General features: G+C 67.9%; 23 protein-coding genes and 2 tRNA genes. 10 read left to right on the forward strand and 15 right to left on the reverse strand.

Going from position 1 to position 25,031, the window contains the following annotated elements; all coding sequences use genetic code 11:
* The first annotated feature begins 28 nt into the window (after positions 1–28).
* From ACWV14_RS15205 to ACWV14_RS15215, 3 genes are read left to right on the forward strand one after another with little or no spacing between them, the layout of a single operon-like run.
* A complete protein-coding gene (locus ACWV14_RS15205; protein ID WP_454909326.1) occupies positions 29–2,359 on the forward strand; it encodes a xanthine dehydrogenase family protein molybdopterin-binding subunit in 2,331 nt (776 codons plus the stop codon).
* Between the two features lie 34 nt (positions 2,360–2,393).
* Positions 2,394–3,293 carry a helix-turn-helix domain-containing protein gene (locus ACWV14_RS15210; protein ID WP_454909327.1) on the forward strand — a complete coding sequence of 300 codons (900 nt, stop codon included), beginning with the start codon at positions 2,394–2,396 and terminating at the stop codon, positions 3,291–3,293.
* A gap of 13 nt (positions 3,294–3,306) precedes the next feature.
* The gene (locus tag ACWV14_RS15215; RefSeq protein WP_454909328.1) at positions 3,307–3,711 is read left to right on the forward strand and encodes an SRPBCC family protein; all 405 of its coding nucleotides are present in this window, start codon (positions 3,307–3,309) and stop codon (positions 3,709–3,711) included.
* On the opposite strand, the gene pobA is transcribed toward ACWV14_RS15215, so the two are convergent.
* Positions 3,708–4,889: a 4-hydroxybenzoate 3-monooxygenase gene (pobA, locus tag ACWV14_RS15220; protein ID WP_454909329.1), complete on the reverse strand. Its 1,182-nt coding sequence runs from the start codon at positions 4,887–4,889 to the stop codon at positions 3,708–3,710. The genes ACWV14_RS15215 and pobA overlap by 4 nt on opposite strands.
* 142 nt (positions 4,890–5,031) lie before the next feature.
* Between pobA and ACWV14_RS15225 the strand changes: the two genes are divergently transcribed.
* The 5 genes from ACWV14_RS15225 (at position 5,032) to ACWV14_RS15245 (ending at position 9,805) form a co-directional block, all read left to right on the forward strand.
* Positions 5,032–5,802 (forward strand): IclR family transcriptional regulator domain-containing protein, encoded by a 771-nt coding sequence (locus ACWV14_RS15225; protein ID WP_106934328.1) that lies wholly within the window; start codon positions 5,032–5,034, stop codon positions 5,800–5,802.
* 65 nt (positions 5,803–5,867) lie between these two features.
* Positions 5,868–6,527 carry a response regulator gene (locus ACWV14_RS15230; RefSeq protein ID WP_237674498.1) on the forward strand — a complete coding sequence of 220 codons (660 nt, stop codon included), beginning with the start codon at positions 5,868–5,870 and terminating at the stop codon, positions 6,525–6,527.
* Complete coding sequence (locus tag ACWV14_RS15235) at positions 6,524–7,852, forward strand: ATP-binding protein (RefSeq protein WP_454909330.1); 1,329 nt, start codon at positions 6,524–6,526, stop codon at positions 7,850–7,852. The genes ACWV14_RS15230 and ACWV14_RS15235 overlap by 4 nt, the downstream gene beginning before the upstream one ends.
* A gap of 100 nt (positions 7,853–7,952) precedes the next feature.
* Positions 7,953–9,440: a DegQ family serine endoprotease gene (locus tag ACWV14_RS15240; protein WP_422086478.1), complete on the forward strand. Its 1,488-nt coding sequence runs from the start codon at positions 7,953–7,955 to the stop codon at positions 9,438–9,440.
* A 23-nt stretch (positions 9,441–9,463) separates the two neighbouring features.
* Positions 9,464–9,805 carry a hypothetical protein gene (locus ACWV14_RS15245; RefSeq protein ID WP_454909331.1) on the forward strand — a complete coding sequence of 114 codons (342 nt, stop codon included), beginning with the start codon at positions 9,464–9,466 and terminating at the stop codon, positions 9,803–9,805.
* A gap of 6 nt (positions 9,806–9,811) precedes the next feature.
* On the opposite strand, the gene ACWV14_RS15250 is transcribed toward ACWV14_RS15245, so the two are convergent.
* From ACWV14_RS15250 to ACWV14_RS15270, 5 genes are all read right to left on the reverse strand, one after another.
* Positions 9,812–11,674, reverse strand: coding sequence for an ATP-binding protein (locus ACWV14_RS15250; RefSeq protein ID WP_454909332.1), 1,863 nt, complete (start codon positions 11,672–11,674; stop codon positions 9,812–9,814).
* Between the two features lies 1 nt (position 11,675).
* Positions 11,676–12,362: a response regulator transcription factor gene (locus ACWV14_RS15255; RefSeq protein ID WP_422086481.1), complete on the reverse strand. Its 687-nt coding sequence runs from the start codon at positions 12,360–12,362 to the stop codon at positions 11,676–11,678.
* Positions 12,359–13,336 (reverse strand): alkaline phosphatase D family protein, encoded by a 978-nt coding sequence (locus ACWV14_RS15260; RefSeq protein ID WP_454909333.1) that lies wholly within the window; start codon positions 13,334–13,336, stop codon positions 12,359–12,361. The genes ACWV14_RS15255 and ACWV14_RS15260 overlap by 4 nt, the downstream gene beginning before the upstream one ends.
* A 147-nt stretch (positions 13,337–13,483) precedes the next feature.
* On the reverse strand, positions 13,484–14,383 hold the full coding sequence (locus ACWV14_RS15265; protein ID WP_422086483.1) for a CsgG/HfaB family protein: 900 nt from the start codon (positions 14,381–14,383) through the stop codon (positions 13,484–13,486).
* Between the two features lie 308 nt (positions 14,384–14,691).
* Positions 14,692–15,093: a GreA/GreB family elongation factor gene (locus tag ACWV14_RS15270; RefSeq protein WP_454909334.1), complete on the reverse strand. Its 402-nt coding sequence runs from the start codon at positions 15,091–15,093 to the stop codon at positions 14,692–14,694.
* 353 nt (positions 15,094–15,446) lie between these two features.
* On the opposite strand from ACWV14_RS15270, the gene ACWV14_RS15275 reads away from it, so the two are divergent.
* Entirely contained in the window at positions 15,447–15,764 is a 318-nt protein-coding gene (locus ACWV14_RS15275) for a YnfA family protein (protein ID WP_454909335.1), read from the forward strand.
* 5 nt (positions 15,765–15,769) lie between these two features.
* On the opposite strand, the gene ACWV14_RS15280 is transcribed toward ACWV14_RS15275, so the two are convergent.
* From ACWV14_RS15280 to ACWV14_RS15315, 8 genes are all read right to left on the reverse strand, one after another.
* Positions 15,770–16,633: an AraC family transcriptional regulator gene (locus tag ACWV14_RS15280; RefSeq protein WP_454909336.1), complete on the reverse strand. Its 864-nt coding sequence runs from the start codon at positions 16,631–16,633 to the stop codon at positions 15,770–15,772.
* Positions 16,634–16,766: 133 nt separating this feature from the next.
* Positions 16,767–16,842, reverse strand: a tRNA-Asn gene (locus ACWV14_RS15285).
* Positions 16,843–16,994: 152 nt separating this feature from the next.
* Positions 16,995–17,070, reverse strand: a tRNA-Asn gene (locus ACWV14_RS15290).
* An 83-nt stretch (positions 17,071–17,153) separates the two neighbouring features.
* The gene (locus tag ACWV14_RS15295) at positions 17,154–19,307 is read right to left on the reverse strand and encodes a TonB-dependent siderophore receptor (protein ID WP_454909337.1); all 2,154 of its coding nucleotides are present in this window, start codon (positions 19,305–19,307) and stop codon (positions 17,154–17,156) included.
* 5 nt (positions 19,308–19,312) lie between these two features.
* Complete coding sequence (gene thiE, locus ACWV14_RS15300; protein ID WP_454909338.1) at positions 19,313–20,254, reverse strand: thiamine phosphate synthase; 942 nt, start codon at positions 20,252–20,254, stop codon at positions 19,313–19,315.
* Positions 20,251–21,066, reverse strand: a complete 816-nt coding sequence (locus ACWV14_RS15305; RefSeq protein ID WP_422086488.1) for a thiazole synthase — start codon at positions 21,064–21,066, stop codon at positions 20,251–20,253. Before ACWV14_RS15305 ends, thiE begins: the two co-directional genes overlap by 4 nt.
* A gap of 17 nt (positions 21,067–21,083) precedes the next feature.
* A complete protein-coding gene (thiS, locus tag ACWV14_RS15310; RefSeq protein WP_454909339.1) occupies positions 21,084–21,281 on the reverse strand; it encodes a sulfur carrier protein ThiS in 198 nt (65 codons plus the stop codon).
* The gene (locus ACWV14_RS15315) at positions 21,278–22,369 is read right to left on the reverse strand and encodes an FAD-dependent oxidoreductase (RefSeq protein WP_454909340.1); all 1,092 of its coding nucleotides are present in this window, start codon (positions 22,367–22,369) and stop codon (positions 21,278–21,280) included. Before ACWV14_RS15315 ends, thiS begins: the two co-directional genes overlap by 4 nt.
* A gap of 44 nt (positions 22,370–22,413) precedes the next feature.
* On the opposite strand from ACWV14_RS15315, the gene thiD reads away from it, so the two are divergent.
* The gene (gene thiD / locus ACWV14_RS15320) at positions 22,414–23,262 is read left to right on the forward strand and encodes a bifunctional hydroxymethylpyrimidine kinase/phosphomethylpyrimidine kinase (RefSeq protein WP_454909341.1); all 849 of its coding nucleotides are present in this window, start codon (positions 22,414–22,416) and stop codon (positions 23,260–23,262) included.
* Here thiD and ACWV14_RS15325 read toward each other — a convergent pair.
* Positions 23,207–24,556, reverse strand: a complete 1,350-nt coding sequence (locus ACWV14_RS15325) for a purine-cytosine permease family protein (RefSeq protein ID WP_454909342.1) — start codon at positions 24,554–24,556, stop codon at positions 23,207–23,209. The genes thiD and ACWV14_RS15325 overlap by 56 nt on opposite strands.
* Positions 24,557–25,031 lie beyond the last annotated feature (475 nt).

Below are 25,031 nucleotides of genomic sequence, written 5' to 3' on the forward strand. Positions count from 1 at the left end.
GCGCCGGGATCAGCACAAGAGGACCACGTTGACCACTGAATCCAATCCCACACGCTTCGGCAGCGGCCAGGCGGTGCGCAGACTCGAAGACGAAAGCCTGCTGGCCGGGGCCGGACGCTATACCGACGACGTCACGTTGCCGGGCCAGGCGCACCTTGTCTTCCTGAGGTCTTCCTATCCCCACGCACGCATACTTTCCGTGGACACCAGCACAGCAGCTGCGATGCCCGGCGTGCTGTGCGTGATCACCGGGGCCGACATGGCGCAGGCCGGCGTCAAGCCGATGCCCGGCGCCGCGGGCTTCAAGCGCGCGGACGGCAGCGACAGCGCCAGCCCGCCGCGCTACGCAATGGCGCATGAACGCACGCGCTTCGTCGGCGAAGCCGTGGCGCTGGTGGTGGCCGAAACCGTGCAGCAGGCGCGCGACGCCTGCGAAGCCATCATGGTCGACTACGAAGACCTGCCGATGGTGGTCGACCTCGCCAGTGCCACCGCCGAAGACGCGCCGCAGCTGTGCGAAGAGGCCTCCGGCAACATCGCCGCCGAAATGCGCCACGGCAGCAGCGAGGCCGCCACCGCCGCCTTTGCCAAGGCCAGCCATGTGGTGGCGCTCGACGTGAACAACCAGCGCGTGGTCGCGTTGACCATCGAGCCGCGTTCCGTGCTCGCCGCGCAAGACGCCGACACGGGCCGTCTCACCATCCGCATGAGCACGCAGATGCCTTCCGGCGTTCGCGATTCGCTGTGCGCGGCCATCGGCCTGGCCAAGGAAAAGGTGCGCGTGGTCGTGGGTGATGTCGGTGGCGGCTTCGGCATGAAGACCGGCGCCTACCCTGAAGACATCGCGGTCGCGTATGCCGCGCTTCAGGTCCGCCGTCCGGTGAAATGGGTGGCGGACCGCAGCGAAGAGTTCCTGTCGAGCGCGCACGGCCGCGACATCGAGGCCCGCGCCGAAATGGCGCTGGACGCCGACGGCAAGATCCTGGCGCTGCGCATCAAGACACTTGCCAACGTGGGCGCCTATGCCACTGGCACGGGTGTTGCCATCCAGCTGCTCATCGGCCCATGGGTGCAGACCAGCGTCTACGACATCCAGACCATCGACTTCCATTTCAAGGCGGTGCTCACCAACACGGCGCCCACCGGCGCCTACCGCGGTGCGGGCCGTCCCGAGGCCATCTTCACCATCGAGCGGCTGATGGACGAGGCCGCGCGCCAGACTGGCATCGACCGCATCGCGCTGCGCCGGCGCAACTTCATCCGCCCCGAGCAGATGCCGTACAAGAACCCGATGGCGCAGACCTACGACACCGGCAACTTCGAGTCGGTGATGGAACAGGCGCTGGTGCTGGCCGACTGGCAGGGCTTCGAGGGCCGCGCCGCCGTCTCCGCCAGCCAGGGCAAGCATCGCGGCCTGGGCATTGCCACTTTCCTCGAATGGACGGGCGGCAATGTGTTCGAGGAGCGCGTCACCGTTTCCGTGCAGGCCGAGGGCGTGATCGAAGTCTTCTCCGCCGTCAACGCGATGGGGCAGGGCATCGCCACCTCGCTCGCGCAATTGGCCGTGGACGCATTTGGCGTGCCCATCGACAAGGTGCGCGTGGTGCTCGGCGACACCGATCGCGGCGACGGCTTCGGCAGCGCCGGTTCGCGCTCGCTGTTCACTGGCGGCTCTGCCGTGCGCATCGGCGCGGAACGCACCATCGACAAGGCGCGTGAACTCGCGGCGCAGGAGTTCGAGGCTGCCGTCGACGACATCATCTACACGCGCGGTGTCTTCATGGTGGCCGGCACCGACCTGGAGCTCGACCTGTTCACGCTCGCCAGCAAGCAGCCCGAGCGCGAGATCTTCGTCGACTCCACCAGCACCGTGGCCGGCCCGACCTGGCCCAACGGCTGCCACATCTGCGAGATCGAGATCGATCCGCCCACCGGCGAGATCAGCGTGGTGGCCTACAGCTCCGTCAACGACGTGGGCCGCGTCATCAACCCGATGATCGTGCGCGGCCAGCTCGAAGGCGGAGCGGTGCAGGGCATCGGGCAGGCGCTCTACGAGCAGGTGGTGTACGACCACGACACCGGCCAGCCCGTCACCGGCAGCCTGATGGACTACGCCGCGCCGCGCGCAGACATCGTCGACACCATGTTCAACATGGAAATGGACGAATCCACACCCTGCAAGAACAATCCGCTGGGCGTGAAGGGCGTGGGGGAGCTGGGCACCATCGGCGCCACGCCGGCCATCGTGAATGCGGTGGCCGACGCCTTCGCACGCAACGGCCTCGCCACCCGTGCGCCGCGGCTGCACATGCCGCTGAGCCCTGCACGTGTCTGGCAGGCGATGCAAACGGTCGATTAAGCAATCGTTTCCGTGGGACAGAAAGGCGCCTGCCATGCTCGTCACCACGGAAGTACAGACCGACGCTATTGGCATCGCCAGCTACCGCTGCGACGCAGGGCCTGACGCGCAGCCCTTTGCCGAACTGCACGAGGGCTACTCGGTCTCGTACGTGCGCAAGGGCAGCTTCGGCTACCGCACGCGCGGCCAGGCCTACGAACTGGTGACCGGCTCGGTGCTGGTGGGTCGCCCCGGCGACGAATACGTCTGCACGCACGACAACCATGTGTGCGGCGACGAGTGCCTCGCGTTCCACCTGTCGCCCGGCTTCGTCGACCTGATCGGCGGAGATTCGAATGCCTGGTGCGCCGGCGGCCTGCCTCCGCTGGCCGAGCTCATGGTGATCGGCGAACTGGCCCAGGCCGCGGCCGAGGGGCAGGGCGATGCGGGCCTGGACGAATTGGGCATGTGGTTCGCAAGCCGTTTCGTCGAGGTCGTGTCCGGGCGCCGGAAGTTCGCGCCACCGTCCACGGCTGCGGCGCGAGACCGCCGTCGCGCGGTCGATGCCGCGGTGTGGATCGACGCCAACTCCCGGCACGACATCGGCCTCGACGGTGCGGCGGCCGAGGCCGGATTGAGCTCCTTCCACTTCCTGCGGCTGTTCTCCCAGGTGCTGGGCGTCACGCCGCACCAGTACCTCGTGCGCTCGCGGCTGCGCCGTGCCGCGCGCCTTCTGGCCGAAGATGATGGCCGGCCCGTGACCGAGGTCGCGCTCGACGTGGGCTTTGCAGATCTCAGCAATTTCGTGCGCACCTTCCACCGCGCGGCCGGCGTGTCGCCCAGCGGCTTTCGCAAGGCGGCACGCGGCGATCGCAAGATTTTCCAAGACCGCATCGCAGCGCTTCTCGATGATGAGCGCCTGATCCAGCCATCGGGCCGGATCGCGTCACTTTGAAGCGAGGCAAGGCATGGCCACCATCTGCAAGGAATTCATCGTCGAGGCGGACGCCGCCCGTGTGTGGGACGCGCTGCGCGACTTCAACGCGGTGCACGTACGGCTTGCACCGGGCTTTCTCACCGGCTGCACGATCGATGCGGAAGGCGCCCGCGTGCTGACCTTTGCCAACGGTCTCGTGGCGCGCGAGGTACTGGTGGGCATCGACGACACGCGCCGCCGTCTCGCCTATACCGTCGCCGGCGGCAAGGCCAGCCATCACCACGCATCGGCGCAGGTGTTCGTGGAAGGTCCGGGGCGCTCTCGCTTCGTGTGGATCACCGATGTGCTGCCCGATGCCATGGCTGCTTACATCGAGCCGATGATGGTGCAGGGCGCCGCCGCGATGAAGGCGGCGCTCGAAGGGCGCACCGCCTAGAAGTCTTCCAGCGGCAGGCCGACGTAGTTCTCCGCCAGCGAGGTGGAAGCCGCGTGCGAGTGCACCAGGTAGTCGAGTTCCGCTTCCTGGATCTTCTGGCCGAAGGCGCCCGTTTCGGGAAAACGGTGCATCAGCGAGGTGAACCACCAAGAGAAGCGCTCGGCCTTCCACACGCGGCGCAGGCACAGGTCCGAGTAGCGGTCGAGCGCCGAGGCCGACTTCTCGCTGTAGAAGATTTCCAGCGCGCGCGACAGGTAGCCCACGTCGGCCGTCGCGAGGTTCAGCCCCTTGGCGCCGGTCGGCGGCACGATGTGCGCCGCGTCGCCCGCCAGGAAAAGCGAACCGAAGCGCATCGGCTCGGCAACGAAGCTGCGCAGAGGCGCAATGCTCTTCTCGATGGACGGGCCGGTCACCAGCCGTTCGCGCGCCTCGGGGTCCAGGCGTGCGCCCAGTTCGTTCCAGAAGGCCTCGTCGCTCCAGTTTTCCACGCGCTCCTCGGTGGGCACCTGCACGTAGTAGCGGCTGCGCGTGGCGCTGCGCATGCTGCACAGTGCGAAGCCACGTTCGGTGTTCGCGTAGATGAGCTCGTGCGACACCGGCGGCACGTCGGCCAGCACGCCCAGCCAGCCGAAGGGGTAGATCTTTTCGTAGGTCTGGATCGCATCGGGAGGCACGCTCGCGCGGCTCACGCCGTGGTAGCCGTCGCAGCCGGCGATGAAGTCGCACTCGATCTCGTGCGTCTGGCCGTCCTTCTCGTAGCGCACGCGCGGCTTGTTCGAGTCGAAGTCGTGCAGGCTGACGTTGGCCGCGCTGTAGATGGTCTTCAGGCCTTCGGCTTCGCGCGCTTCCATAAGGTCGCGCGTGACCTCGGTCTGGCCGTACACCGTGACCTGCTTGCCGCCCGTGAAGCCGTGCATGTCGATGCGATGGCGCGCGCCCTTGAAGAGCAGCTCGATGCCCTCGTGCGGCAGGCCTTCGGCCTTGGCGCGAGCATCGACGCCGGCGCGCGCCAGCAGATCCATCGTGACCTGCTCGAGCACGCCGGCGCGGATGCGCCCGAGCACGTAGTCGCCGCTCTGGCGTTCGACGATGACGTTGTCGATGCCTGCCTTGTGCAGAAGCTGACCGAGCAGAAGGCCGGCGGGGCCGGCGCCGATGATCGCGACCTGGGTGCGCATGTTCGTGTCTCCGAGATGGTTTCGTGGAGCGTAGGGCGCGGTCGCCCGTCTGTGGCGCCGGCGCGAGATGCTCTGTGCGATCATGCGAACGCGTGCGCGATGATCGCGCAACACTTCGACCAAACGACGACCCCGACGACGAATGACCATTGCCAGAGCCGACTTCATCGAGGGCATCGCCAAGGGAATGGCGGTGCTCGAGAGCTTCGACACCGAGCGCCAGCGGCTCAACGCCACGCTGGCCGCGGAGCGCGCCGGCCTCACCCGCGCCGCGGCCCGCCGCCACCTGCTGACGCTGGCGCACCTGGGCTACCTGGAAACCGACGGCAGCTATTTCTGGATGGCGCCGAAGGTGCTGCGCTTCTCGGGCAGCTATCTCGCGTCATCGCGGCTGCCGCGCGCCCTGCAGCCCACGCTGAACCGGCTGGCGGCACAGACGGGCGAGTCTTTCTCGGCGGTGGTGCTCGACGGAGAGGAGGTGGTCATCGTTGCGCGCAGTGGCAGCTACGGCACGCCGACGCGCGTGCTGGCCTACGGCCTGCACCTGGGCGCACGGCTGCCGGCCCATGCCACATCGACCGGCCGCGTGCTGCTGGCTGCGATGGCGCCCACCGTGTTCACGCAATGGCTAAAGGGCCGCCACCTGGCGCGGCTCACACCCCACACGGTGACCCAGGCGCGCGGCCTGCGCCAGCTGGTTGCCCGTGCCCGCAAGGACGACTATTGTTTTGCCAGCGAGGAACACGAACTGGGCGTGCAGGCGCTGGCGGTACCGCTGCGCGACATGCAGGGCCACACGGTGGCGGCGCTGAACATGGTGCTGTCGGGCACGCGCTACCAGGAAGAAGCACTGCAGCGCGACATGCTGCCGCTATTGTTCGAAGCAGCGCGGGAAGTACGTTCGTTGCTGTGACGCTCCCCCCGATCTGAACTTTAGCGAAGGCCCGCGCCTCGAATCCCCGAAACGGACACACAACCATGCGACTCCTCCTCCTCGAAGACGACGTGATGATCGGCGAAGCCGTGCTCGACCTGTTGCGTGCCGAGCAGTACGCGGTGGACTGGGTGAAAGACGGCGAGGCCGCGGAGTCGGCGCTGCGTACCCAGCAGTACGACCTGGTGATGCTCGACCTGGGCGTGCCGCGCCGCGACGGGCTCGAGGTGCTGCGCAACCTGCGCGCGCGCAAGCAGCGCATGCCTGTGCTGATTGCCACCGCGCGCGACTCGGTGCAGCAGCGTATCGAAGGCCTGGACGCCGGCGCCGACGACTACGTGCTCAAGCCCTACGACCTCGAAGAGTTGCTGGCCCGCATCCGCGCCTTGCTGCGCCGCGCGGCGGGCCGCGCCGAGCCGGTGTACGAACACATGGGCGTGAGCATCAACCCGGCCACGCGCGAAGTCTCGGTGGCCGGCCAGCCGGTGGTGCTGTCGGCCCGCGAATGGGCCGTGCTGGAACCGCTGCTCGCACGGCCCGGCATGGTGCTGTCGCGTGCCCAGCTCGAGGAAAAACTCTACAGCTGGAAAGACGAGATCAGCAGCAATGCCGTGGAGGTGTACGTGCACGGCCTGCGCAAGAAGCTCGGCGCGGAACTGATCCGCAACGTGCGCGGCGTCGGCTACATGGTGCCGAAGGTATGAGGCGCAAGCTGACCGGTTCCCTGCGCGCGCGGCTGCTGTGGTTCCTGCTCGCGGCCATCGTGCTGGCGGCGAGCGCGCAGGCGCTGGTGGCTTATCGCACGGTGCTTGCCGAAGCCGACGACATCTTCGACTATCACATGCAGCAGATGGCGCTGTCGCTGCGCGCCGGGCTGCCGCCGAGCGCCACGGTCGGCGGTATCGGCACGGGCGAGCAGAACTTCGACTTTGTGGTGCAAGTGTGGACCGCCGACGGCGTGCGCATCTTCGAATCCGCCGAAGAGGCGGCACTGCCGCAACTCGCCGTGCTTGGCTTTGCCGACGTGCATGCGCGCGGCACCACGTACCGCGTGTTCTCGATGCAGACGCGTGGATTGGTGATCCAGGTGGCGCAGGACATGGCGGCGCGGCGGCACATGGCCGGCTCGCTCGCGTTGCGGACCATCGCGCCAGTGGCATTGATGGCGCCGCTGCTGATGCTGGTTGTGTGGTGGGTGGTGAGCCGCTCGCTCGCGCCGGTGGCGCGGGTGCGCAAGCAGGTGGCCTCGCGCCAGGCCGACGACCTGTCGCCGGTGAGCGAGGAAGACCTGCCGGAAGAAGTGCGCCCGCTCGTGCAGGAGCTGAACCTGCTGTTCGACCGCGTACGCCACGCCTTCGACGCGCAGAAGCACTTCGTTGCCGATGCCGCGCATGAACTGCGTTCGCCGCTGGCCGCATTGAAGCTGCAAGTGCAGGGGCTGCAGCGCGCGCCCGATGATGCTTCGCGCGACCTGGCCGTGAGCCGGCTGGTGGCGGGCATCGACCGCGCCACGCGCCTCGTCGAGCAGATGCTCGCCCTGGCGCGCCACGAGGCCAGCATGGCCGCGGGCGCCACGCCGGAGCCGGTCGATCTCTCCGAGGTGGCGCGGCTCGCGGTGTCCGACGCGGTGGCCGGCGCGCAGGCGCGCGGCATCGACATCGGCATCACGCACGCCGATGCCGCGGTCGTCAGCGGCCAGTCGGAGGCGCTGCGCATGCTGCTGCGCAACCTGCTGGAGAACGCCGTCAAGTACACGCCCGTCGAGGGGCGTGTCGACATTGCCATCGCCAGGCGCGACGACGCCGTCGAACTCAGCGTGGACGACAGCGGCCCCGGGCTGCCCGAGACGGAGCGGGAACGCGTGCTCGACCGCTTCTACCGCTCGGGCGAAACACAGGCGCCCGGCAGCGGCCTGGGCCTGGCCATCGTCAAGTCGATCGCCGAGTTGCACGGCGCGACGGTGGCGCTCGACGCCTCGCCCAGCCTGGGCGGCCTGCGGGTGCTGGTGCGCTTTCCGGCTCACGCCTGAGCCCTTCCTTGGGGGGAGCGTCGTTTAAGCGGCGCTTAAGTCAGGGCGGCGACATTCCTTTCATCGTGTTGCGTGCATACGCCTTGAAAGGAACCGACAAATGAACTCCCGTCTGACTTCGCCCCGCGCCCTGGTGATTGCCTTGGCGACCGCGGGTGTGATCGGTGCCGTCGGTGCCGGTGCCTACACCAGCGCTCGCGCCGTGGGCGCGCCGGCCACCACCAACGCAGTCGCCACGGCGCCCGCGGCCATGGTCACGCTGCCCGATTTCTCGACCATCACCTCGCGCGACGGCCCGGCCGTGGTCAACATCAGCGTGACGGGCACCATGAAGGCGTCTGATGACGAGGCCGCGGCTGAGATCCAGGGCATCGACCCCGATGACCCGATGTTCCAGTTCTTCCGCCGCTTCCAGGGCCAGATGAACCCGCGCGGCCAGCAGCAGCAACGCGACGTGCCGATGCGTGCGCAGGGCTCGGGCTTCATCGTCGACCCGAGCGGCATCATCATCACCAACGCGCACGTCGTGAAGGACGCGAAGGAAGTCACCGTCAAGCTGACCGACCGCCGCGAGTACCGCGCCAAGGTGCTGGGCTCCGACGCCAAGACCGACATCGCGGTGCTGAAGATCGACGCCAAGAACCTGCCGGTGCTCGCACTGGGCAACACCAAGGACCTGAAGGTCGGCGAATGGGTGCTGGCCATCGGCTCGCCCTTCGGCTTCGAGAACACGGTGACGGCCGGCGTGGTGAGCGCGAAGGGACGCACGCTGCCCGACGACAGCTACGTGCCGTTCATCCAGACCGACGTGGCGGTGAACCCCGGCAATTCGGGCGGCCCGCTGCTCAACACGCGCGGCGAAGTGGTCGGCATCAACTCGCAGATCTACAGCCGCAGCGGCGGCTACCAGGGCCTGTCGTTCGCGATTCCGATCGACGTGGCGATCCAGGTGAAGGACCAGATCGTCGCGACCGGCAAGGCCACGCACGGCCGGCTCGGCGTGGCGGTGCAGGAAGTGAACCAGGCCTTTGCCGATTCGTTCAAGCTCGACAAGCCCGAAGGCGCGCTGGTCTCGAACATCGAGAAGGGCGGCCCCGGCGACAAGGCCGGCCTGAAGGCGGGCGACGTGATCCGCAAGGTCGATGGCCAGCCGATCGTTTCCTCGGGCGACCTGCCCGCGGTGATCGGCCAGCAGGCCCCGGGCAAGAATGTCACGCTCGAGGTGTGGCGCCAGGGCGAACGCCAGGAGCTGCAGGCCAAGCTCGGCGACGCGAGCGACAAGCCGGCGAAGGTCGCCAAGGCCGATGCCGACGTGGGGCAGGGCAAGCTGGGGCTGGCGCTGCGTCCACTGCAGCCGCAGGAAAAGCGCGAGGCCTCGGTCGACAACGGCCTGCTGATCGAAGACGCCGCCGGCCCCTCGGCCCTGGCGGGCGTGCAGGCTGGTGACGTGCTGCTGGCCATCAACGGCACGCCGGCGCAGAGCGTGGAGCAGGTGCGCGAGGTGGTGGCCAAGGCCACCAACAAGTCGGTGGCGCTGTTGATCCAGCGCGGCGAAGACAAGATCTTCGTGCCCGTTCGCATCGGCTGAACGGCCCCGAAGGCGACGGCTGGATGACGCCGCGCGGAAAGCCGTCGCGAGAAGTGGGCGATGGGCGCGCGACGGGCGGTGGCCTGTCGGCGCACATCCTGCCCACGTCGGCCACGATGATCGGCGTATGCATGACGGTGATGTCGATCGGGCACCTCGGGCCGCGCGACGACATGCGGCTGCTCATCGACCGCCTGCTGGCCGTGGACGCGCTGGTCTTCCTGGCCAGCGCGTTGCTGTCTTTCATCTCGATGCGTTCGCGCGGCTCCGGCGCCCGGCTGGAGAGCTGGGGCGAGGCCGTGTTCATTGCCGGCCTTGCGCTGCTGGCGCTCGGCGCGGTCACGCTGGCTTTCGCGCTTCGCTGAGGCAGCTCAGGCCAGCGTGCAGGGCCAGTCCATCAGCACGCGGGTTCCCCCGGTGCGCTCGTCCGCGGTTTCTATCTGCAGCTTGGCGCCTATCGACTGGGCGCGCGCCCGCATGTTCGAGATGCCGTGCCCCGGCGGCCGGCCGCTGTCCGGCGCCTTGGGCAGGCCCCGGCCGTTGTCGGTGAGCATGATGCGCACCAGTGGCGGTGTTTCTTCGCCGTGCCAGCTCGCGTGCATCACGATGCGCGTGGCCGACGCATGCTTCAGCACATTGGTGAAGGCTTCGAGCAGGATGCGCTGCAACTGCAGCGCGGCCTGGGCGGCGAATGGAGCCATGGGCGGAATCACGGCCACGTCCCATACCAGTTCGATGCCGGCCGCATCCAGCCGCGGCTGCAGCCGGTAGCGCAGCGTGGCCAGCACGGTTGGCAGGTCGTCGTGGGTGGGTTGCAGGGAGTCGACGGCCATGCGCATCTCGTCGAGCGCGAGCTTCACATGCTCCTCGACCACTTTGCGCTCGGGCGCCGGCTGCGTCACGATGTTGAGCAGGCCGACCAGCTGCGAGCCCACGCCGTCGTGGATCTCCCGCATGATGCGCTGGCGCTCCAGCAGCACCGCCTGCTCCTGCTGCTGTTGGCGCAGTGTGTCGAAGGCGCCGCGCAGCTGCGCTTCGCGTTCGTCGATGCGGGCCGCGAGATTGGCGTTGAGCGCCCTGTAGTCGGCCACGGTGCGGCTGTAGCGCTCGACCACCAGGCCGGCCAGGATCATCACGAAGAAGAACATCGCGTGCGCGGTCAGCGTGTAGTCGGCGCCGCCGAACAGCCCCATGCGCACCAGCAGCAGGTCGTGCGCGCCGGCCAGAATGGCGAGTGAGCCCGCCGCCATCAAGACCTTCGCGATGCGGCGGCGCTCCACCAGCGCGCCGTACACCACATAGGGCAGGCAGACGATGCTCGTCAGCTGCAGGATGACGAGGCCACCGGTCCACAGCTTCGGCAGCGCGAAGGCGAAAGAGGCGCAGGCCAGCGTGACCGTGGTTGCCAGCGCGGTGTAGATCGCACGCACCAGCCACGGCGGATTGCGCTCCAGCACCAGCATCACGAAGCGCGCAATGAGCCCGATGTGGCACGCATAGCAGACCGCGACCACCGCGCCCCACAGCGGCCAGGGCACCGGCACTTCGGGCCATACACGGTCGAGGTTGCGCGCCACGCCCGAGAGCGCGGCCAGCGCGAAGCAGCCGTAGAGCGCGTCGCGCTGGCGCAGCCACAGCCCGCCGGCCATGCCGCCCATCAGCAGCAGGCTGACCGCATAGACGATGGCCGAGGTGTTGCGCCAGTTCTGCTGTGCGCGGTAGATGGGCGCGAGCGCCGCCTCGGTGCCGTACTGAACGCTCGCCAGCCCCGCCCCGCGCTGTCGCTGGATGGTGGTGCGCACGACCAGCACCTGCGGCTGGCCTTCGCGGTGCAGCGCCGCCGCGACATGCACCAGGTGGTTGCCCTTGGAGGCCTCGTAGCCGGGGTCGCCCAGCGTACCGTAGCTGGCCACCAGCGCATCGTTGAAAGACACGGCCACCTGGTTGCCCACGCCTGTCATCAGCAGCGCCGAAGGGGCGCCCGCCGGCACGGCGGCGTCAGGAAGCTCCATGCGGTAGCTGGCCTTGCCGCCACGGCCGGGAAACTCGTGGTCCCAGCGAAAGGGCAACGGCACGCGGCGTATCTGCGGCGGCAGGCCGTCGGGCTCGAGAGTCGCTTCGGCGAAGCCGACCTCCATCGGATCGGCGGTTGCCGCGTGGGCGTGGAGCGCCGCCGCGAGCAGCGGCAGGCAAAGCACCGCCAGCAGCCAGCGGTGCATCCTCCGGGCGATCACGCTAGGGAAGCCAGCCGAGGTTGCGCGCCTCGAATACCGCTTCCGATTTGTTGTGCACATCCAGCTTGCCGTAGATATTGCGGATATGGGTTTGGACCGTCGACGCCGAGACTCCCATCTGCGTGCCGACTTCGACATAGGTGAAACCACGAGAGACGAGGTCGAGCACCTCGAACTCGCGCGGCGACAGGCGCTCAGGGCGGATGCTGCCACCGAAGGGCGAGGGGGCGGCCAGCTTGGCCGGGGCCGCGGTGCCGGCGCGAGCCTGCCAGCGTCGCAGCAACTGCCGCGCGATCACCGGCGACATGGGCGAGCCGCCCGCGCGCAGGTGGCGGATGTGGGTGGCCAGTTCCGTCTCGGTGCCGTCCTTCAGCAGATAGCCGCTGGCGCCGGCCTCGAAGGCCTGGACCATGTTGGCCTCGTCGCCGAAGATCGACAACACCATCACCGCGCAGGCCGGCTGCATGGAGCGGCACTGGCTGATCACTTGCAGCCCGGGGTGGTCGGGCAGGCCGAGGTCCACCAGCAGCACGTCGATGGGGTTGTCGTTCAGCCACGCCAGGATGTCGGCGGCATTGGAAGCGCTGAAGGCCAGGCTCAGCGACGGGTCAGCGTCGACGACACGCGCGATGCGCTCGCGCATGCCGGTGTCGTCCTCGACCAGGGCAACCTGCGTTGCCTGCGTCATGCGCCAGCCTGCTGCGTCACCCAGCGCCAGGTCTTGCGGTCGATGGTTTGCGGCAGGGTGGCCGGGTCTTTCTGGAAGACCTGCACGGTGATGCGGTCGGCATCGATGTCCAGCAGGCCCCAGTTGCATTGCAGCGCGCCCAGCGTGACCAGCGTGCATATTGCCGCGCCGGACGCGGTGGCCTCGAACAGCAGCCGTCCGCGCTCGGTAGGGTACTGGGTGATCTTGTTGTGGTGGACGTCGCCGCTCAGGATGAGGATGCGGTACTTGTCGGCCAGCGCCAGAAGGCGTTCGTGTTCCTTGCTGCAGTTGAGCCAGGTTTCGCCATGGGGCGCCTCGAACACCACGCCCGAGGCCAGCAGGTGAACCGTATCGGACGATGCGCTCGCGCAGGCCGCCTCGAAGTCGTCGAGTTGCTTGCTGCCCATCAGCGCCTTGCGGCCACGCGACGACTTGAAGCTGCGGCCGTCGGTAAGGTGGAGCAGCACGTCATTGGCAAGCGGCACGTTGCTGTAGCCGGGCGGCGGCACGTCGGCGGCCCATGGCGGCGGCACCTGGGGAAAGCTGCCGGGCGCGAACCGGGCGGCCAGTGCCTTGCGATAGCGCGCGAACACCGCACGCGTCGGCGCCAGCAGGTGGCTGTACTGCGGCTGTCCCTCGATCTGCGCGCCGCATGAGCCGTTCCAGAGAAAGTCGTGGTCGTCCCAGATGGCGTGCGTGCGCAGCGTGGGGCTCTTCACGAGCGCGGAGAAACCGGGGTGGCTGACCTGCTTGTAGAGGCGCTGATGCGCATGCAGGGCGAAGGTGTTGGCGTCCATTGCCTGGATGGCGGCGGTGCTCTGGCCGTCCGCATCGTAGTAGGCCGAATCGCCCAGGAGCACCAGTTCGTCGCATTGAGCCTGTGCAATCTGGTCCCACACCGGCTGGTCGGGGAAGCTGTACGCGCTCATGCAGGACGTGAAGGCGATGCGCATGGTGAAGAGAAACCCTCGGAGGCTGTTTTCGAATCACGCCGAGGGTATGGGGCGGGGGTGCCCCTGCACATCCTATATACGGGGGAGGCGCGGCGCGGCTTTTGCCGGCTGGTTGTGCGGTGCCTGAAACCGCGCGCGCCTGACCCGTTACTTGCTGCGGCGTCGCGTGGACGCCGGCTTCTCGGCCGGCACATAGGTTTGCGACGGTGCCGCGCCGCCGTCCACGCCCAGGCGGCCACCACCGCCGAGGCCCTGGCCGCGTACCGTCTGCGCCTTGTAGTTGCGCAGCGAGCGAACCATCTGGTTGAAGGCGTCCATGAACGCTGCGGCAATCACCTTGCCTTGGGGCGTGCGGGTGTAGCCGCCGATGCCGCCGGCAGCGGAAAGGCCGCTCAGGTTGCCGAAGCCGCCGAAGTCTGTCTTGGAGGCGCTGCCTTCCGCGGCCGCGACCTGCACGCCGGAGCGGTTGTCTATGAGGGTCAGCAGCGCGCTGGCTTCCTTGGTCTGCATGCTTGCGCCGAGCTGCGCAATGGCACGGCCACGGCCACCGCCCACCAGCCCGCCGAGCGCACCGCCCAGGCCGCCCGCGTCGCTGTTGCTGAACACGATTTCGGGCGACAGGCCGTAGTCGGAAGCGACCATCTGGCCGCGGCCGAAGTTGCTGCCGCCGCGCATTTCGCCCGACTGCTGCAGCGCGCGTTCACGCGTCATGGCGTTCATGCCGGCCGCGCCGCGCTCGACCACGATGAAGCAGTTCGATTGCTGCACCAGCAGGCGCAGCAGGTTGGCGGTGGGCGGCAGCTTGTATTCGCCCGTGAGCACCGTGTACCAGCCCGCGCTCTGGTTCTCGATCAGCGAGACCGTGCCCAGCGGGGAGTCGCAGCGCTCGAGCTGGCTGCTTTCGCCGGAGGTCGCGCCGCCGGCGGCGCTGCCGGTGGCCACGGTCTTGGCCGACTGGCTGCCCATTTGCATGTCCATGGTCTGGCAACCCGAAAGGGCCAGCAGGCCGGCGAGTGCGCTTGCGAGAGAAAGTTTGGAAAAAGCCATGTCCGGATCTGTCAAGTGAAAACAAAGCAGCGCGCCCGGGGAGGCGCCACCTGTCTCAATCGAAGATGGGGACCGCATGGCCTGTTGTGACCTCCCTGCTCGTCGCGCCAGCGACCGCGCGACGATACGGGCCGACCGGTAGGCACACCAGTGCCAAAAGTCATGTGTATGCGTGCGCACGTTGCTTCCCGCCGCAGTGCCGGAAGAAGAGGCCCGCGGCTGGCAAAGCGGGGGCGATTATTACTCGGTAAACGTTTTAAAACAGACGGCCTGGCGACAGTTTTGACCAATTGGTCTGCGCGGGCGCATCAGGCCAGATAGTTGCCGCTGGCTTCGGGCTGGAACAGCACAGACACCACGCGCGCAGCGCCTTCCGCACCGTTGGGCATGTGCCAGCGTGCGAGCGCGCCGGCACGCTGGCCGAGCAGCCCGATACCGACGGGCGACAGCACCGATACGCAGCCCGTGCCGGGCTGTGCGTCGCCGGGGTAGCAGAGGGTGATCTTCTGCGTCTGGCGGGTGGCCGGGTCTTCGATTTCGACCTGGGAGTTCATCGTGACGATGTCCGCGGGCACGTCGCGCGAGGGCAGGATGTCGGCCAGGTCGAGCAGGTCGGACAACGCCGGCGGGATGGCGCCGCCAGCCAGTTTGCCGAGGCGGACGAAATCGAGTTCGGTGAGCGTGCGCTCCCCGTGAATGGTTGCAGGCATGAAGCACTCCAGTTGAATGCGACACCGCCCATTGCCGTGGAAGAGCAGGCGAAGTCGCTACCGCGCGGCGTGGTGCCCGGCGGTCAATGGTTCGCGCATCAAGAAAGAAGGTAGCGGACCGCCGGGCTCAGGAAAGTGCGGAGGTGCGTCGCAAGACCGTCGTGATCGCCGCAACGACGACGCCTGCGCCACGGCCAGCCGCTGCCTGGAGCAGGGCTGCGCGGGCAGTGCGGTTGCGGGACGTGGACGAGGGGGCCATCGGCCGAGTGTAGGTGCGAGGGTGGCGGCCATCAAGCGAATGGCCTCACGTGTCTTGCCGATAAGGGCAGGGCACCGCTATGCACAATCGCGCGATGCGCACTTTTCTTCTGTTCGTCGCGACGGCTCTCGCGGAGATCATCGGCTGCTATCTGCCTTATCTGTGGCTCAAGCAAGACCGCTCGGCATGGCTGCTGGTGCCTGCCGCGATCAGCCTTGCGGCCTTCGCATGGCTGCTCACCTTGCATGAAACGGCGGCGGGCCGCGTATATGCGGCCTACGGCGGCGTGTACATCGGCGTGGCCATCGCGTGGCTGTGGGCGGTCGACGGCATCCGGCCGACTGCGTGGGATATTGCCGGTGTCGCGGTATGTCTCGCGGGCATGGGGCTCATCGCGTTCCAGCCGAGGTAAGCCGCCTACGACGAACTGGCGTGGCGAACCGGAATCAGCAGATCGGTGCGTAGCTCGGCTTGCTGCACCGTGCGCGGCGAATTCAGGTAGTGCTCCAGCGTGGGCCGGTCGTCGGGCTCGTAGCCGCTGCCCGGCAGCCAACGCGCGTAGAGCGATTGCACCGCGGCATTGATGCGCGCATAAGGGCCGGCCAGGCGATGCACGGCGTAGCAGCCACCCGGGATGTCGAGCAACTCGACGCCCGAGTCATCCTCCGGCCAAGGGTCGGGAGACGCGAACGCTGCGTAATACCTGAAGCCGTCGATGTCCTCGGGGGCGCTGAAGGACGCGCCCCAGTGCTCCGACAGCACCCGTGTGCCTGCATGAAGGCGCAGCCGCCGATGGGTGTGCGGAATGGTCGCGAAAGATCCCTGGTGCCGCAGCGCATGCAGCCGCTGCGCGGGGCGTTCGACGATCCGCACGGCGGGTGGCGCGCCGCTGTCGTTGCCGGCCTGCGGCATTGCGTCGACATCGAGCACCGCGCGAACCATCTGCCGCTGGAACTCACGTGGCGACTGGCCGGTGAACTGCCCGAAGGCGCGTGTGAAGGCCTGTGGGCTCTCGTAGCCCACCGCTAGCGCAACCTGCGTGATGCTCTGGTCGCCGGCTTCGAGCAGTTGCGTCGCGAGCGCGAGCCGCACACGGCGGACCGTGGCGGCCACGGTCTCGCCGGCCACGCTGGCGTAGACGCGATGGAAATGAAAGGGTGAGAAGTGCGCGAGCCGCGCGAGGTCTTCAAGCCGGTGATCGGCGATCGGGTCCGCGACGATGGCCGCGACCGCGCGTGCCACGCGGGCCCGGTAGTCCTGCTCGGTTCGACGGCTTTCCATGCGCGTCAGTGTGCGCCCTTTGCGGGCTGCGTACTTAGCTGGCTTTGCTGAAGTCGCGAGCTTGCACGCCGCCAAAGAAAAAGCCCGCTGTTCGTGAAAACAGCGGGCTTCTCAGAGGCCTTGCGGCTTGATTTGGCTCCTCGACCTGGGCTCGAACCAGGGACCTACGGATTAACAGTCCGGCGCTCTACCAACTGAGCTATCGAGGAACAAGCCTTAAATTATATGCAATGGATTTGCCGATTTTGAGTGTGACAGCCTGATTTTTTTATCGTCTATGCATCGACGCAAACAAGGCCCAAATGAAAATGCCCCGCTACCTTATGAGTAGCAGGGCATCCAGTTGCCTTGCGGCTTGTTTTGGCTCCTCGACCTGGGCTCGAACCAGGGACCTACGGATTAACAGTCCGGCGCTCTACCAACTGAGCTATCGAGGAACAAGCCTTAGATTATAGCGTGATTTTTTGCGCCTTCTCAACCGCGCATATCTTCATCGATAAATTTGTGAGGCTCACCACACTCACAACGCGATGCTTACGCCAAGACGCAGCGTGCGCGGCGCACCGGGAAACAGATACACGTGGCTGAACTGGTACGGCGACTCCTTCCAGTAGCGACGGTCGAACAGGTTGTCGACAGCGAGCGTCCAGCTTGTGTTCACGCCACGCAGCTTGGTGTCGTAGCGCAGCACCGCATCGACCCGTGTCCACGAGGGCAGGGTGATCGATCCATCCGGAAGCACGTTGCGCCGGCCTTCGTACGAAAGCTGGCCCGCGATCTCCAGCCCCGGCACCGACGCGACGCGGTACGCGGCCTGTGCACGCAGCACTTCCTTGGGCACGTTCGTCGGCGACTGTCCGTTGAGCGCCGGGTTCTCGGTGCTGCCACGCCGCTTGGCGTCGATCAGAGCGACGCTGCCGCCGAGGCGCCACGGCCCCTGGTTCCATTGCGCGCCGGCCTCCAGCCCGCGATGCACGGCGCGCCCGTCGTTGCGCACTTCGCAGTAGCCGCTGCACAGGTCGAGGTTGGTCATCGGCCGCGAGATGTCGAACCACGCGACTTGCCAATTGAACGCATCGTTGCCGCCCTTCAGGCCCAGTTCCCACTGGCGCGAGGTCAGCGCGGGCAGGGCCTGCCCAGCGTTGATGTACTGCGAGATCCTGTTCGGCACGACCTGCGATTCCACGCCCTTGCCCCAGCTCGCATAAGCCAGCAAGCCAGGTTGAATGGCGTAGCTCGCGGCGATCCATGGCGTGGTCACGTCCTGCTTGTAGCCGGTCGCACTCGAGCCGTCGTTGCCGATGCTGCGGCGGTCGAGCCGCGTGTGGCGCACGCCGAGCCAGGTGGTGAAGCGGTCGTTCCAGCGGATGGCGTCCTGCACCGACAGTTCGGTCGAGCGTTCGTCGCGGTTGGTCTGCGGCGTGGTGGCGTCGGGGTTGGCCGGCACCATGGCTGTGCCCCAGATGTTGCCGGTGCCTGCGTAGTTGTAGGCCTGGTCCTGGAAGCGGTTGCGCACGCGGCTTTGCAGCAGGCCGAAACCCAGCTCGTGCTTCACGCTGCCCGTTGTCACGTTGCCCTTGAGGCTCAGGCTGCCCGCGGTCTGCGTGCGGCGCTCGTTGTCGCTGCGGAAGTCGTACACGTCGAAGGTGCCGTCGGAGCAGTAGCGGTCGTAGTTGCCCTCGGCGCTGCAGCCGAAGGCGTAGGCCAGGCGGTCGTCGCTCTTCAGGCGCTGCTGGCCGATCTGCGCGCTCCAGCGCCAGTCGGCATTCAGTGCCTGGCTGAAGCGCACCGTGCCGGTCAGCGCCTTGAATACCGAGGGCTGCGACCACGGCTGGTTGTTGAGGTTGATGCGCGGATCGACCGGCCTGGGCAGCACGCTGCCGAGCAGGCTGTAGCCGGCCTGGCTCGGCTGCGTCTTGCGGCTTTGCTCGATTTCGAATTCCAGCACCGAGTCGCGCGTGATGCGCCAGTCGGCCGCGAGCGAGAACAGGTTGCGGTTGCCGTCGAGGTTGTGTGTGATCGGCTTGAGGTTTTCGCTCGCCACGTTGATGCGGTAGCCGAACTCGCGGTTCTCGCCGAAGCGCCCGCCCAGGTCGATGGCGCCCAGTAGGCTGCCGCGGCTGGTGGTCTCGATGCGCACCGTGCGCAGGTCTTGCTCGGTCGGCCGCTTGACGACGTAGTTGACCAGCCCGCCCGGCGCACTGGTGCCGGCCTGGATGCCGCTGGTGCCGCGCAGGATCTCGACGCGCTCCTTGTTGTCGAGCGGGATCGATGTTTCGGCGCTGATCGGCAGGCCTTCGCGCCGGTAGTTGAAGCGGTTGTCGAGCACGAAGCCGCGCACCGTCAGGTAGTCCCAGTAGCCGGCGGAGTTGTAGGCGTCGGTGACGGAGGCGTCGAACTGCGTGAGGTCCGCGAGCCGGCGCGCGCCGCTGGCTCGCAGTTGCTGGCTGTCGATCACCGTGGCCGAGAGCGGCAGTTCGCGCAGCGGCACGTCACCGAAGCCGCTGATGTCGGCTTGCGGCGCGGCAGTGCTTTCGTTGACGGTGACTTCGCGCAATGCGGCCTGCTGCGCCTGCACGCCGCAAGCAGCGGTGAAGAGAACGACCGCCAGCGCACGCGAGACGGGCGAAAGCTGCCATGCGGAAGAAGAAAGAGGGGGCTTGGGTTGGTTCATTCTGTTCAGTTGCCGACGGCGTTGCTGTTCATCGCCGCCATCCATTGCCTGGCCGTGGCCTCGGGGTCTTCGGCCGCGACCAGGGCGCGCACCACGGCGACGGAGCCGACGCCCGTGGCCAGCACTTCGGGCAGGCGCACCGCGTCGATGCCGCCGATGCCCACCTGCGGATAGCCGCGCAGCAATCGTGCATAGGCCGCGAGGCGGGCCACGCCCTGCGGCGCGGTTGCCATCTTCTTGAGCGTGGTCGGGTAGACGGCGCCCATCGCGATGTAGCTCGGGCTCACCTTGTCGGCGCGCACCATCTCGGCATAACCGTGCGTGCTGACGCCGAGCCGCGCGCCCGAAGCACGCAGCTGCGCCAGCTGATCGGGCGAGAGTGCGTCGAGGTCTTCCTGGCCGAGGTGGATGCCGTAGGCGCCCGCCGCGATGGCGACCTGCCAATGGTCGTTGATGAAGAGCAGCGCATCGGTGCCGCGCACTGCTTCGACGGCCGCCTGCACTTCGCGCTCTATGGCCGCCGCGTCGTCCGACTTGAAGCGCAACTGCACCGTCGGCACGCCGGCGCGCGCCATGCGCCCGACCCATTGCGCGTCGGGCAGCACGGCGTAAAGGCCGAGGCGTTCGGGGCAGGACGGGAAGGCATCGTCGCGCGCGGCCGGCGGGAACGGGCGCATGCCGAAGTCGGCGGGTGCATCGGGCCACAGCGCGGCGTCGAAGTTGCTCAGGCGCAGTGTCTGTGCGCGCCATGCGTGGGCGAGGCATTCGGCGTCGATCTCGATGAAGCCCAGTGCCGAGCAAGCCTGCTTGGCGCCGCGGTACACCGGGTCGTCCGACGAGAAAACCGGTGCGCTCACGGGCGCGGCGGTGATGGCGCCGAAGCGCAAGCCGTGGGCCGCGACGATGGCTTGCGCGATGGCGCGGGCGTCGTTGATTGCTGCTGTCATGGCGCGTGATGCCAGAAGGGCGTGCCGAGCACCGGCGTGCTGGGTTGCGCGGCGTCTTGCGCGGCCATCGCGCCGGCGCGATGTGCGGTGCGGCCGGCCTGCACCGCGTCGGCAAATGCGCCGGCCATGGCCACCGGGTCTTGCGCCAGTGCAACGGCCGTGTTGAGCAGCACGCCGTCGTAGCCCCATTCCATCACCTGGCAGGCATGCGAAGGCAGGCCGAGGCCCGCGTCGACCAGCATCGGCACCTTCAGCCGGTCGCGCAGCACTTGCAGCGCATAGGGGTTGACCGGTCCGCGGCCGGTGCCGATGGGCGCGGCCCACGGCATCACGGCCTGGCAGCCCACGTCGACCAGCCGCTGGCACAGCACCAGGTCTTCGGTGCAATAGGGCAGCACCTTGAAGCCGTCGCGAATCAGCTGCGAGGCCGCGTCGACGAGATTCAGGGTGTCGGGCTGCAGCGTGTAGTCGTCGCCGATCAGTTCGAGCTTGATCCAGGGCGTGTCGAACAGCTCGCGCGCCATCTGCGCGGTGGCGACCACCTCTTGCACGCTGTGGCAGCCGGCTGTGTTGGGCAGCACCGGCACCCCAAGGCGGCGCAGCAGTTCCCAGAAGCCGTTGCCGAGGTCGCTGTTGCCCGAGCCCTGGCTGGCGGTCTGCCGGCGCAGCGAGGCTGTGAGCATCGCGGGCCGGGCGCGCTTCACCGCGGCTTCTAGCAGGTCGGGCGAGGGGTAGCGCGCGGTGCCAAGCAGCAGGCGGCTCTGGAAGGTTTCGCCGTAGAGAACCAGCGGGTCATCGTGTGTGGTGTTCATCTTGTCGTCTCCATCATTCAGCCGCCCGTCACGGGGCGGATCACTTCGATGCGGTCGTCGGGCTGCAGCGCGCGCGCGGCGTATGCGGAGCGCGGCACGAACTCGCGGTTCACCGCCACTGCGAACGGCGGCGTGGCGTCCAGCGCGGCCAGCGCATCAGTCAGCGTGGCATGGTCGGGCAGGGTGAAGGGCTTGTCGTTGATCAGGATGTTCATGCGTGTGAGGTCTCCATGCCGAAGCTCTCCGCAAGCGTCGAGCGGCCGTGCGCAAGCAGTTCCATCGCGGCGTCGAGCAGCGCGGGCGCGATCATGAAACCGTGGCGGTAGAGCCCGTTGATGCGCAGCACGCGTGGCTGCGGCTGCTCGATGGCGGGCAGGTTGTCGGGCAGCGTGGGGCGGCACTGCGTGGCGATCTCGACGATGCGCGCCTCGGCAAAGCCGCTGTGCACCGCATACGCGGCGCTCAGCAGTTCCAGCGTGGAGCGCACGCTGGCGGGCGACATGTCGTCCGATTCGATCTCGGTTGCGCCGATCACGAACAGGTTGCCCGGCTTGGGCGCGATGTAGAGCGGGTAGCGCGGATGCACCAGGCGCGTGGGCCGCTGCAGCGTCACTTCGGGGGCGTGCACCCGAATGACTTCTCCGCGCACGCCGCGCAGCGCATTCCATTGGGGCCGGGCACCTAGGCCCCGGCAGTCGATCACCCGGTCGGGCTGGCCAGGCGTGCCGGGCGTGAAATCGGAAGGTGCCCGCGCCGACTGCCAGTGCAGCGTCACGCGGGGGCTGGCTTGCAGCGTGGCGAGCAGGGACACGAGCAGCGCTCGATTGTCGAGCTGGCCTTCGCCCGGCAGGAACAGGCCCTGCGCGAAACGCTGGCCGAGCGAGGGCTCCAGTGCGGTGATCGCCTTGCCGTCGAGCGTTTGCATCGGCGCAAGTTCGGGCACCTGCGTGCCGGTGTTGGCGAGCACGCGCGCCAGGCGTGCGGCCTCTGCGGCATCCTGCCGATGCCAAAGCACCAGCGTGCCTTCGCGCTGGAAGAACACGGGCTGCGCCAGCTTCGCCAGCAGCTCGGGCCAGCGCGACAGCGCGTGCTGCCCCATGCGCACGACCGACACCGGCGCTACCGCCGATTCGGCCAGCGGCGCGAGCATGGCGGCGGCCACGCGTGCGGCAGCGCCTTCTGCATGGGGGCCGCCCGCTTCGAACAGGTCGACCTTGCAGCCCGCCTGTGCGAGCGTGACCGCCATCAGCCGGCCCATCAGGCCCGCGCCAAGGATGGCGGTGGATTGAAAAGGAAGGCTCATGGTCTCGCTCCTTCCGAGCGTGGATACCGCCGATAATTTTCGGCATGACCCAAGCACCCACCCAGCGCTACGCACGCGTGCTCTCCATTGCTGGTTCCGACAGCGGCGGCGGCGCCGGCATCCAGGCCGACCTCAAGACCTTCGCGGCGCTCGGCTGCTATGGCATGACCGCCATCACCGCGCTCACCGCGCAGAACACGCTCGGCGTCTCGGGCATCCATGGCGTTCCGCCCGACTTTCTCAAGGCGCAGATCCAGGCGGTGGTGGAAGACATTGGCGTCGATGCCGTCAAGCTCGGCATGCTGCATGCGCCCGAGGTGGTCGAGGTAGTGGCCTGGGCCATCGACCGCTACCAGCTCAGGAACGTGGTGCTCGACCCCGTGATGGTCGCGACCAGCGGCGACCGACTGATCGCGGCCGAGACGGTGCAGGTGCTGGTGCGCGAACTGTTCCCGCGCGCGCTGGTGGTCACGCCCAATCTCGACGAAGCCGCGTTGCTCATCGGCCACCCCATCGACGGTATCGATGCGCTCGACAGCGCTGCCGACGAACTGTTGGCGCTCGGCGCGAAGGCCGTGCTGCTCAAGGGCGGCCATCTGCCGGGCGACGACGTGGTCGACGTGCTGCTGCAGTCCGGCGGCGAGCGCACGCGGCTGGCTTCGAAGCGCATCGACAGCCCCAACCTGCACGGCACCGGCTGCACGCTGTCGTCCGCCATCGCCGCGCACCTGGCGTTGGGTGCGGCGCTGCCGGAGGCTGTCGAGCGGGCGCGTGCATACATCCTTGGCGCGATGGCCGCCGGGGCGGATGTGAAGATCGGCGCGGGTCATGGTCCTCTCAACCACGGCTTTGCGCCAGTGCCGACGCACCGCTTTGCGCTGAAGGCCGGCTGAGCCAGGCGAGTGCGAAGGTCGCGGCCAGCGTCGGCAGCGCGGAGCCGAACTGCGGCGCCCACTTGGCCAGCGCGTGATACGCGGCAATGCCGGCGATCCAGATCAGCGCAGCGCCGAAATCGATCTTCCGCGCATCGCCGACCGACACGGACTGTCCGCTGCCCAGCCGCCCGATGATCACGCCGTAGAGCGGCACGAAGACCGAACTCAACAGCAGCAGGAAGGGCTCCAGCGTGTGCATCGGCAGCACCAGTGCAAAGCCGATGCACAGCGCGGCCAGCAGCAGGCCCCAGCGCTTCACGCTCCAGCGCGGCAGCAGGCTGTGCGTGGATACCGAACCCGAGTAGACGTCGCCGTAGGCGTTATCGAGTTCGTCGATCAGGATCAGGCCCAGCGCCAGCAGGCCGCCTTGCGCGAGCAGCAGCGCCGTCACCAGCTCGGTGCCCGGTTCGGCCACGCTCACCACCATCACGCCGAGCGCATAGCACCAGATGTTGGCCAGCGCATAGCCGAGCCAGGTGCCGCTGAATGCACTGCCCAGGCCCCCCGTGCCGCGCTTGCCGTGCCGCGCATAGTCGGCCACCAGCGGCAGCCATGACACCGGCATCGCGATCACCAGGTCCAGCGCGCCGAACATGCCCATGCTGCCGTCGCCCGGCCGCGCCCAGAAGGCGTCGAGTCCCTTGGCATGCAGCCGCGTCGCGAACTGCCAGCTGAGCCACAGCAGCGACAACACCACCAACGGCAGCCCGAAGCGGCTGACGAAGCGCCGCACCAGCTTGACCATCGAGCCCGCGAGCAACGCCAGCAGCACAGCGCCCCAGAGCAGCGTCGTCAGCACGCCGCCCCATGCCGAGCCGATGGACGGCCCGAAGGCCGCCTGGCCGATGGCCTGCGTGCCCTCGCGCATGACGACCAGCTCGAAAGTGGTCCAACCCACCAGCTGCACGATGTTCAGCAGCACCGGCAGCCGCGCGAAGGCGCTGCCGTAGGTGGAGTGCATCAGGCCGGCGCTGGCGAGGCCGGTCTCGCAGCCGAGCCGGGCGGTCCAGGCCAGCAGGCCCGCGCCGATGCAGGAGCCCAGCACGATGGCGATGGCCGCGTCCCGTGTGCCCACGGCGGGCACCAGGTAGGCGCCGATCTGCATCACCAGCAGGCCGACGCCCAGGCTGAACCACAGCGCGGCGTGGTCGTGCCAGCCGAACACGCGCCTGGAAGCGGGCAGCGGCGTCAGCGCCTCGTTGGAGGCGGATTCGGCATTGCTGCTGCGATCGTTGTTGTTGTCTTGTGCCATCCGTTTGCTCCAGTGCAAAAGGTTTGGCAGGTGGGCGGGGCCCGAGCGACACGGTCGTCACGCGAGACAACGTGAGCGGCCAACCGGACCAGCTTCCCTGCGCGAGGATTACCTCAAGCCGCGAAAGTAAACACGGCGGGACAGGTTCAAAGGGTGTGTTCTCAGCCGGCCTTCTGGCCAGCACCCCTAGCGGACGGAGATTGTAGAACCATGGCTTGGCTTGTGCGCAAGCGGTAATGCACTTGGGGGGAATTAAGCATGTCCTTGCCAAGAAGAGGTCTGCAGCGCGACGAAGCTGCGCAGCGAGTGGCCCCGGCGTATTGGAATCTGATACTCGCTTGAAATCTCCTTTCAAGGTGGCGAAGGGCCGCTAGTTTCGTGGCATGAAACACCAATTGCGGTCGAGCGCCCCAGGCGCACTCCGGTCCCTTGTCCTCATTGCTGCGCTTTTTGCTAGTGCAGCAGCTGAGGCGGA

It is taken from the genome of Variovorax durovernensis, assembly GCF_977011995.1.

Bases quoted from the DNA above. Each gene is read 5' to 3' on its own strand.
- ACWV14_RS15225 (WP_106934328.1), top strand. From the start codon at position 5,032: ATGACCATTGCCAGAGCCGACTTCATCGAGGGCATCGCCAAGGGAATG.
- ACWV14_RS15245 (WP_454909331.1), top strand. From the start codon at position 9,464: ATGACGCCGCGCGGAAAGCCGTCGCGAGAAGTGGGCGATGGGCGCGCG.
- ACWV14_RS15325 (WP_454909342.1), bottom strand. From the start codon at position 24,556: ATGGCACAAGACAACAACAACGATCGCAGCAGCAATGCCGAATCCGCC.
- ACWV14_RS15255 (WP_422086481.1), bottom strand. From the start codon at position 12,362: ATGACGCAGGCAACGCAGGTTGCCCTGGTCGAGGACGACACCGGCATG.
- ACWV14_RS15280 (WP_454909336.1), bottom strand. From the start codon at position 16,633: ATGGAAAGCCGTCGAACCGAGCAGGACTACCGGGCCCGCGTGGCACGC.
- pobA (WP_454909329.1), bottom strand. From the start codon at position 4,889: ATGCGCACCCAGGTCGCGATCATCGGCGCCGGCCCCGCCGGCCTTCTG.
- thiS (WP_454909339.1), bottom strand. From the start codon at position 21,281: ATGAACATCCTGATCAACGACAAGCCCTTCACCCTGCCCGACCATGCC.
- thiE (WP_454909338.1), bottom strand. From the start codon at position 20,254: ATGACAGCAGCAATCAACGACGCCCGCGCCATCGCGCAAGCCATCGTC.
- ACWV14_RS15210 (WP_454909327.1), top strand. From the start codon at position 2,394: ATGCTCGTCACCACGGAAGTACAGACCGACGCTATTGGCATCGCCAGC.
- ACWV14_RS15315 (WP_454909340.1), bottom strand. From the start codon at position 22,369: ATGAGCCTTCCTTTTCAATCCACCGCCATCCTTGGCGCGGGCCTGATG.
- ACWV14_RS15305 (WP_422086488.1), bottom strand. From the start codon at position 21,066: ATGAACACCACACACGATGACCCGCTGGTTCTCTACGGCGAAACCTTC.
- ACWV14_RS15230 (WP_237674498.1), top strand. From the start codon at position 5,868: ATGCGACTCCTCCTCCTCGAAGACGACGTGATGATCGGCGAAGCCGTG.
- ACWV14_RS15240 (WP_422086478.1), top strand. From the start codon at position 7,953: ATGAACTCCCGTCTGACTTCGCCCCGCGCCCTGGTGATTGCCTTGGCG.
- ACWV14_RS15275 (WP_454909335.1), top strand. From the start codon at position 15,447: ATGCGCACTTTTCTTCTGTTCGTCGCGACGGCTCTCGCGGAGATCATC.
- ACWV14_RS15295 (WP_454909337.1), bottom strand. From the start codon at position 19,307: ATGAACCAACCCAAGCCCCCTCTTTCTTCTTCCGCATGGCAGCTTTCG.
- ACWV14_RS15260 (WP_454909333.1), bottom strand. From the start codon at position 13,336: ATGCGCATCGCCTTCACGTCCTGCATGAGCGCGTACAGCTTCCCCGAC.
- ACWV14_RS15270 (WP_454909334.1), bottom strand. From the start codon at position 15,093: ATGCCTGCAACCATTCACGGGGAGCGCACGCTCACCGAACTCGATTTC.
- ACWV14_RS15265 (WP_422086483.1), bottom strand. From the start codon at position 14,383: ATGGCTTTTTCCAAACTTTCTCTCGCAAGCGCACTCGCCGGCCTGCTG.
- ACWV14_RS15215 (WP_454909328.1), top strand. From the start codon at position 3,307: ATGGCCACCATCTGCAAGGAATTCATCGTCGAGGCGGACGCCGCCCGT.
- thiD (WP_454909341.1), top strand. From the start codon at position 22,414: ATGACCCAAGCACCCACCCAGCGCTACGCACGCGTGCTCTCCATTGCT.
- ACWV14_RS15235 (WP_454909330.1), top strand. From the start codon at position 6,524: ATGAGGCGCAAGCTGACCGGTTCCCTGCGCGCGCGGCTGCTGTGGTTC.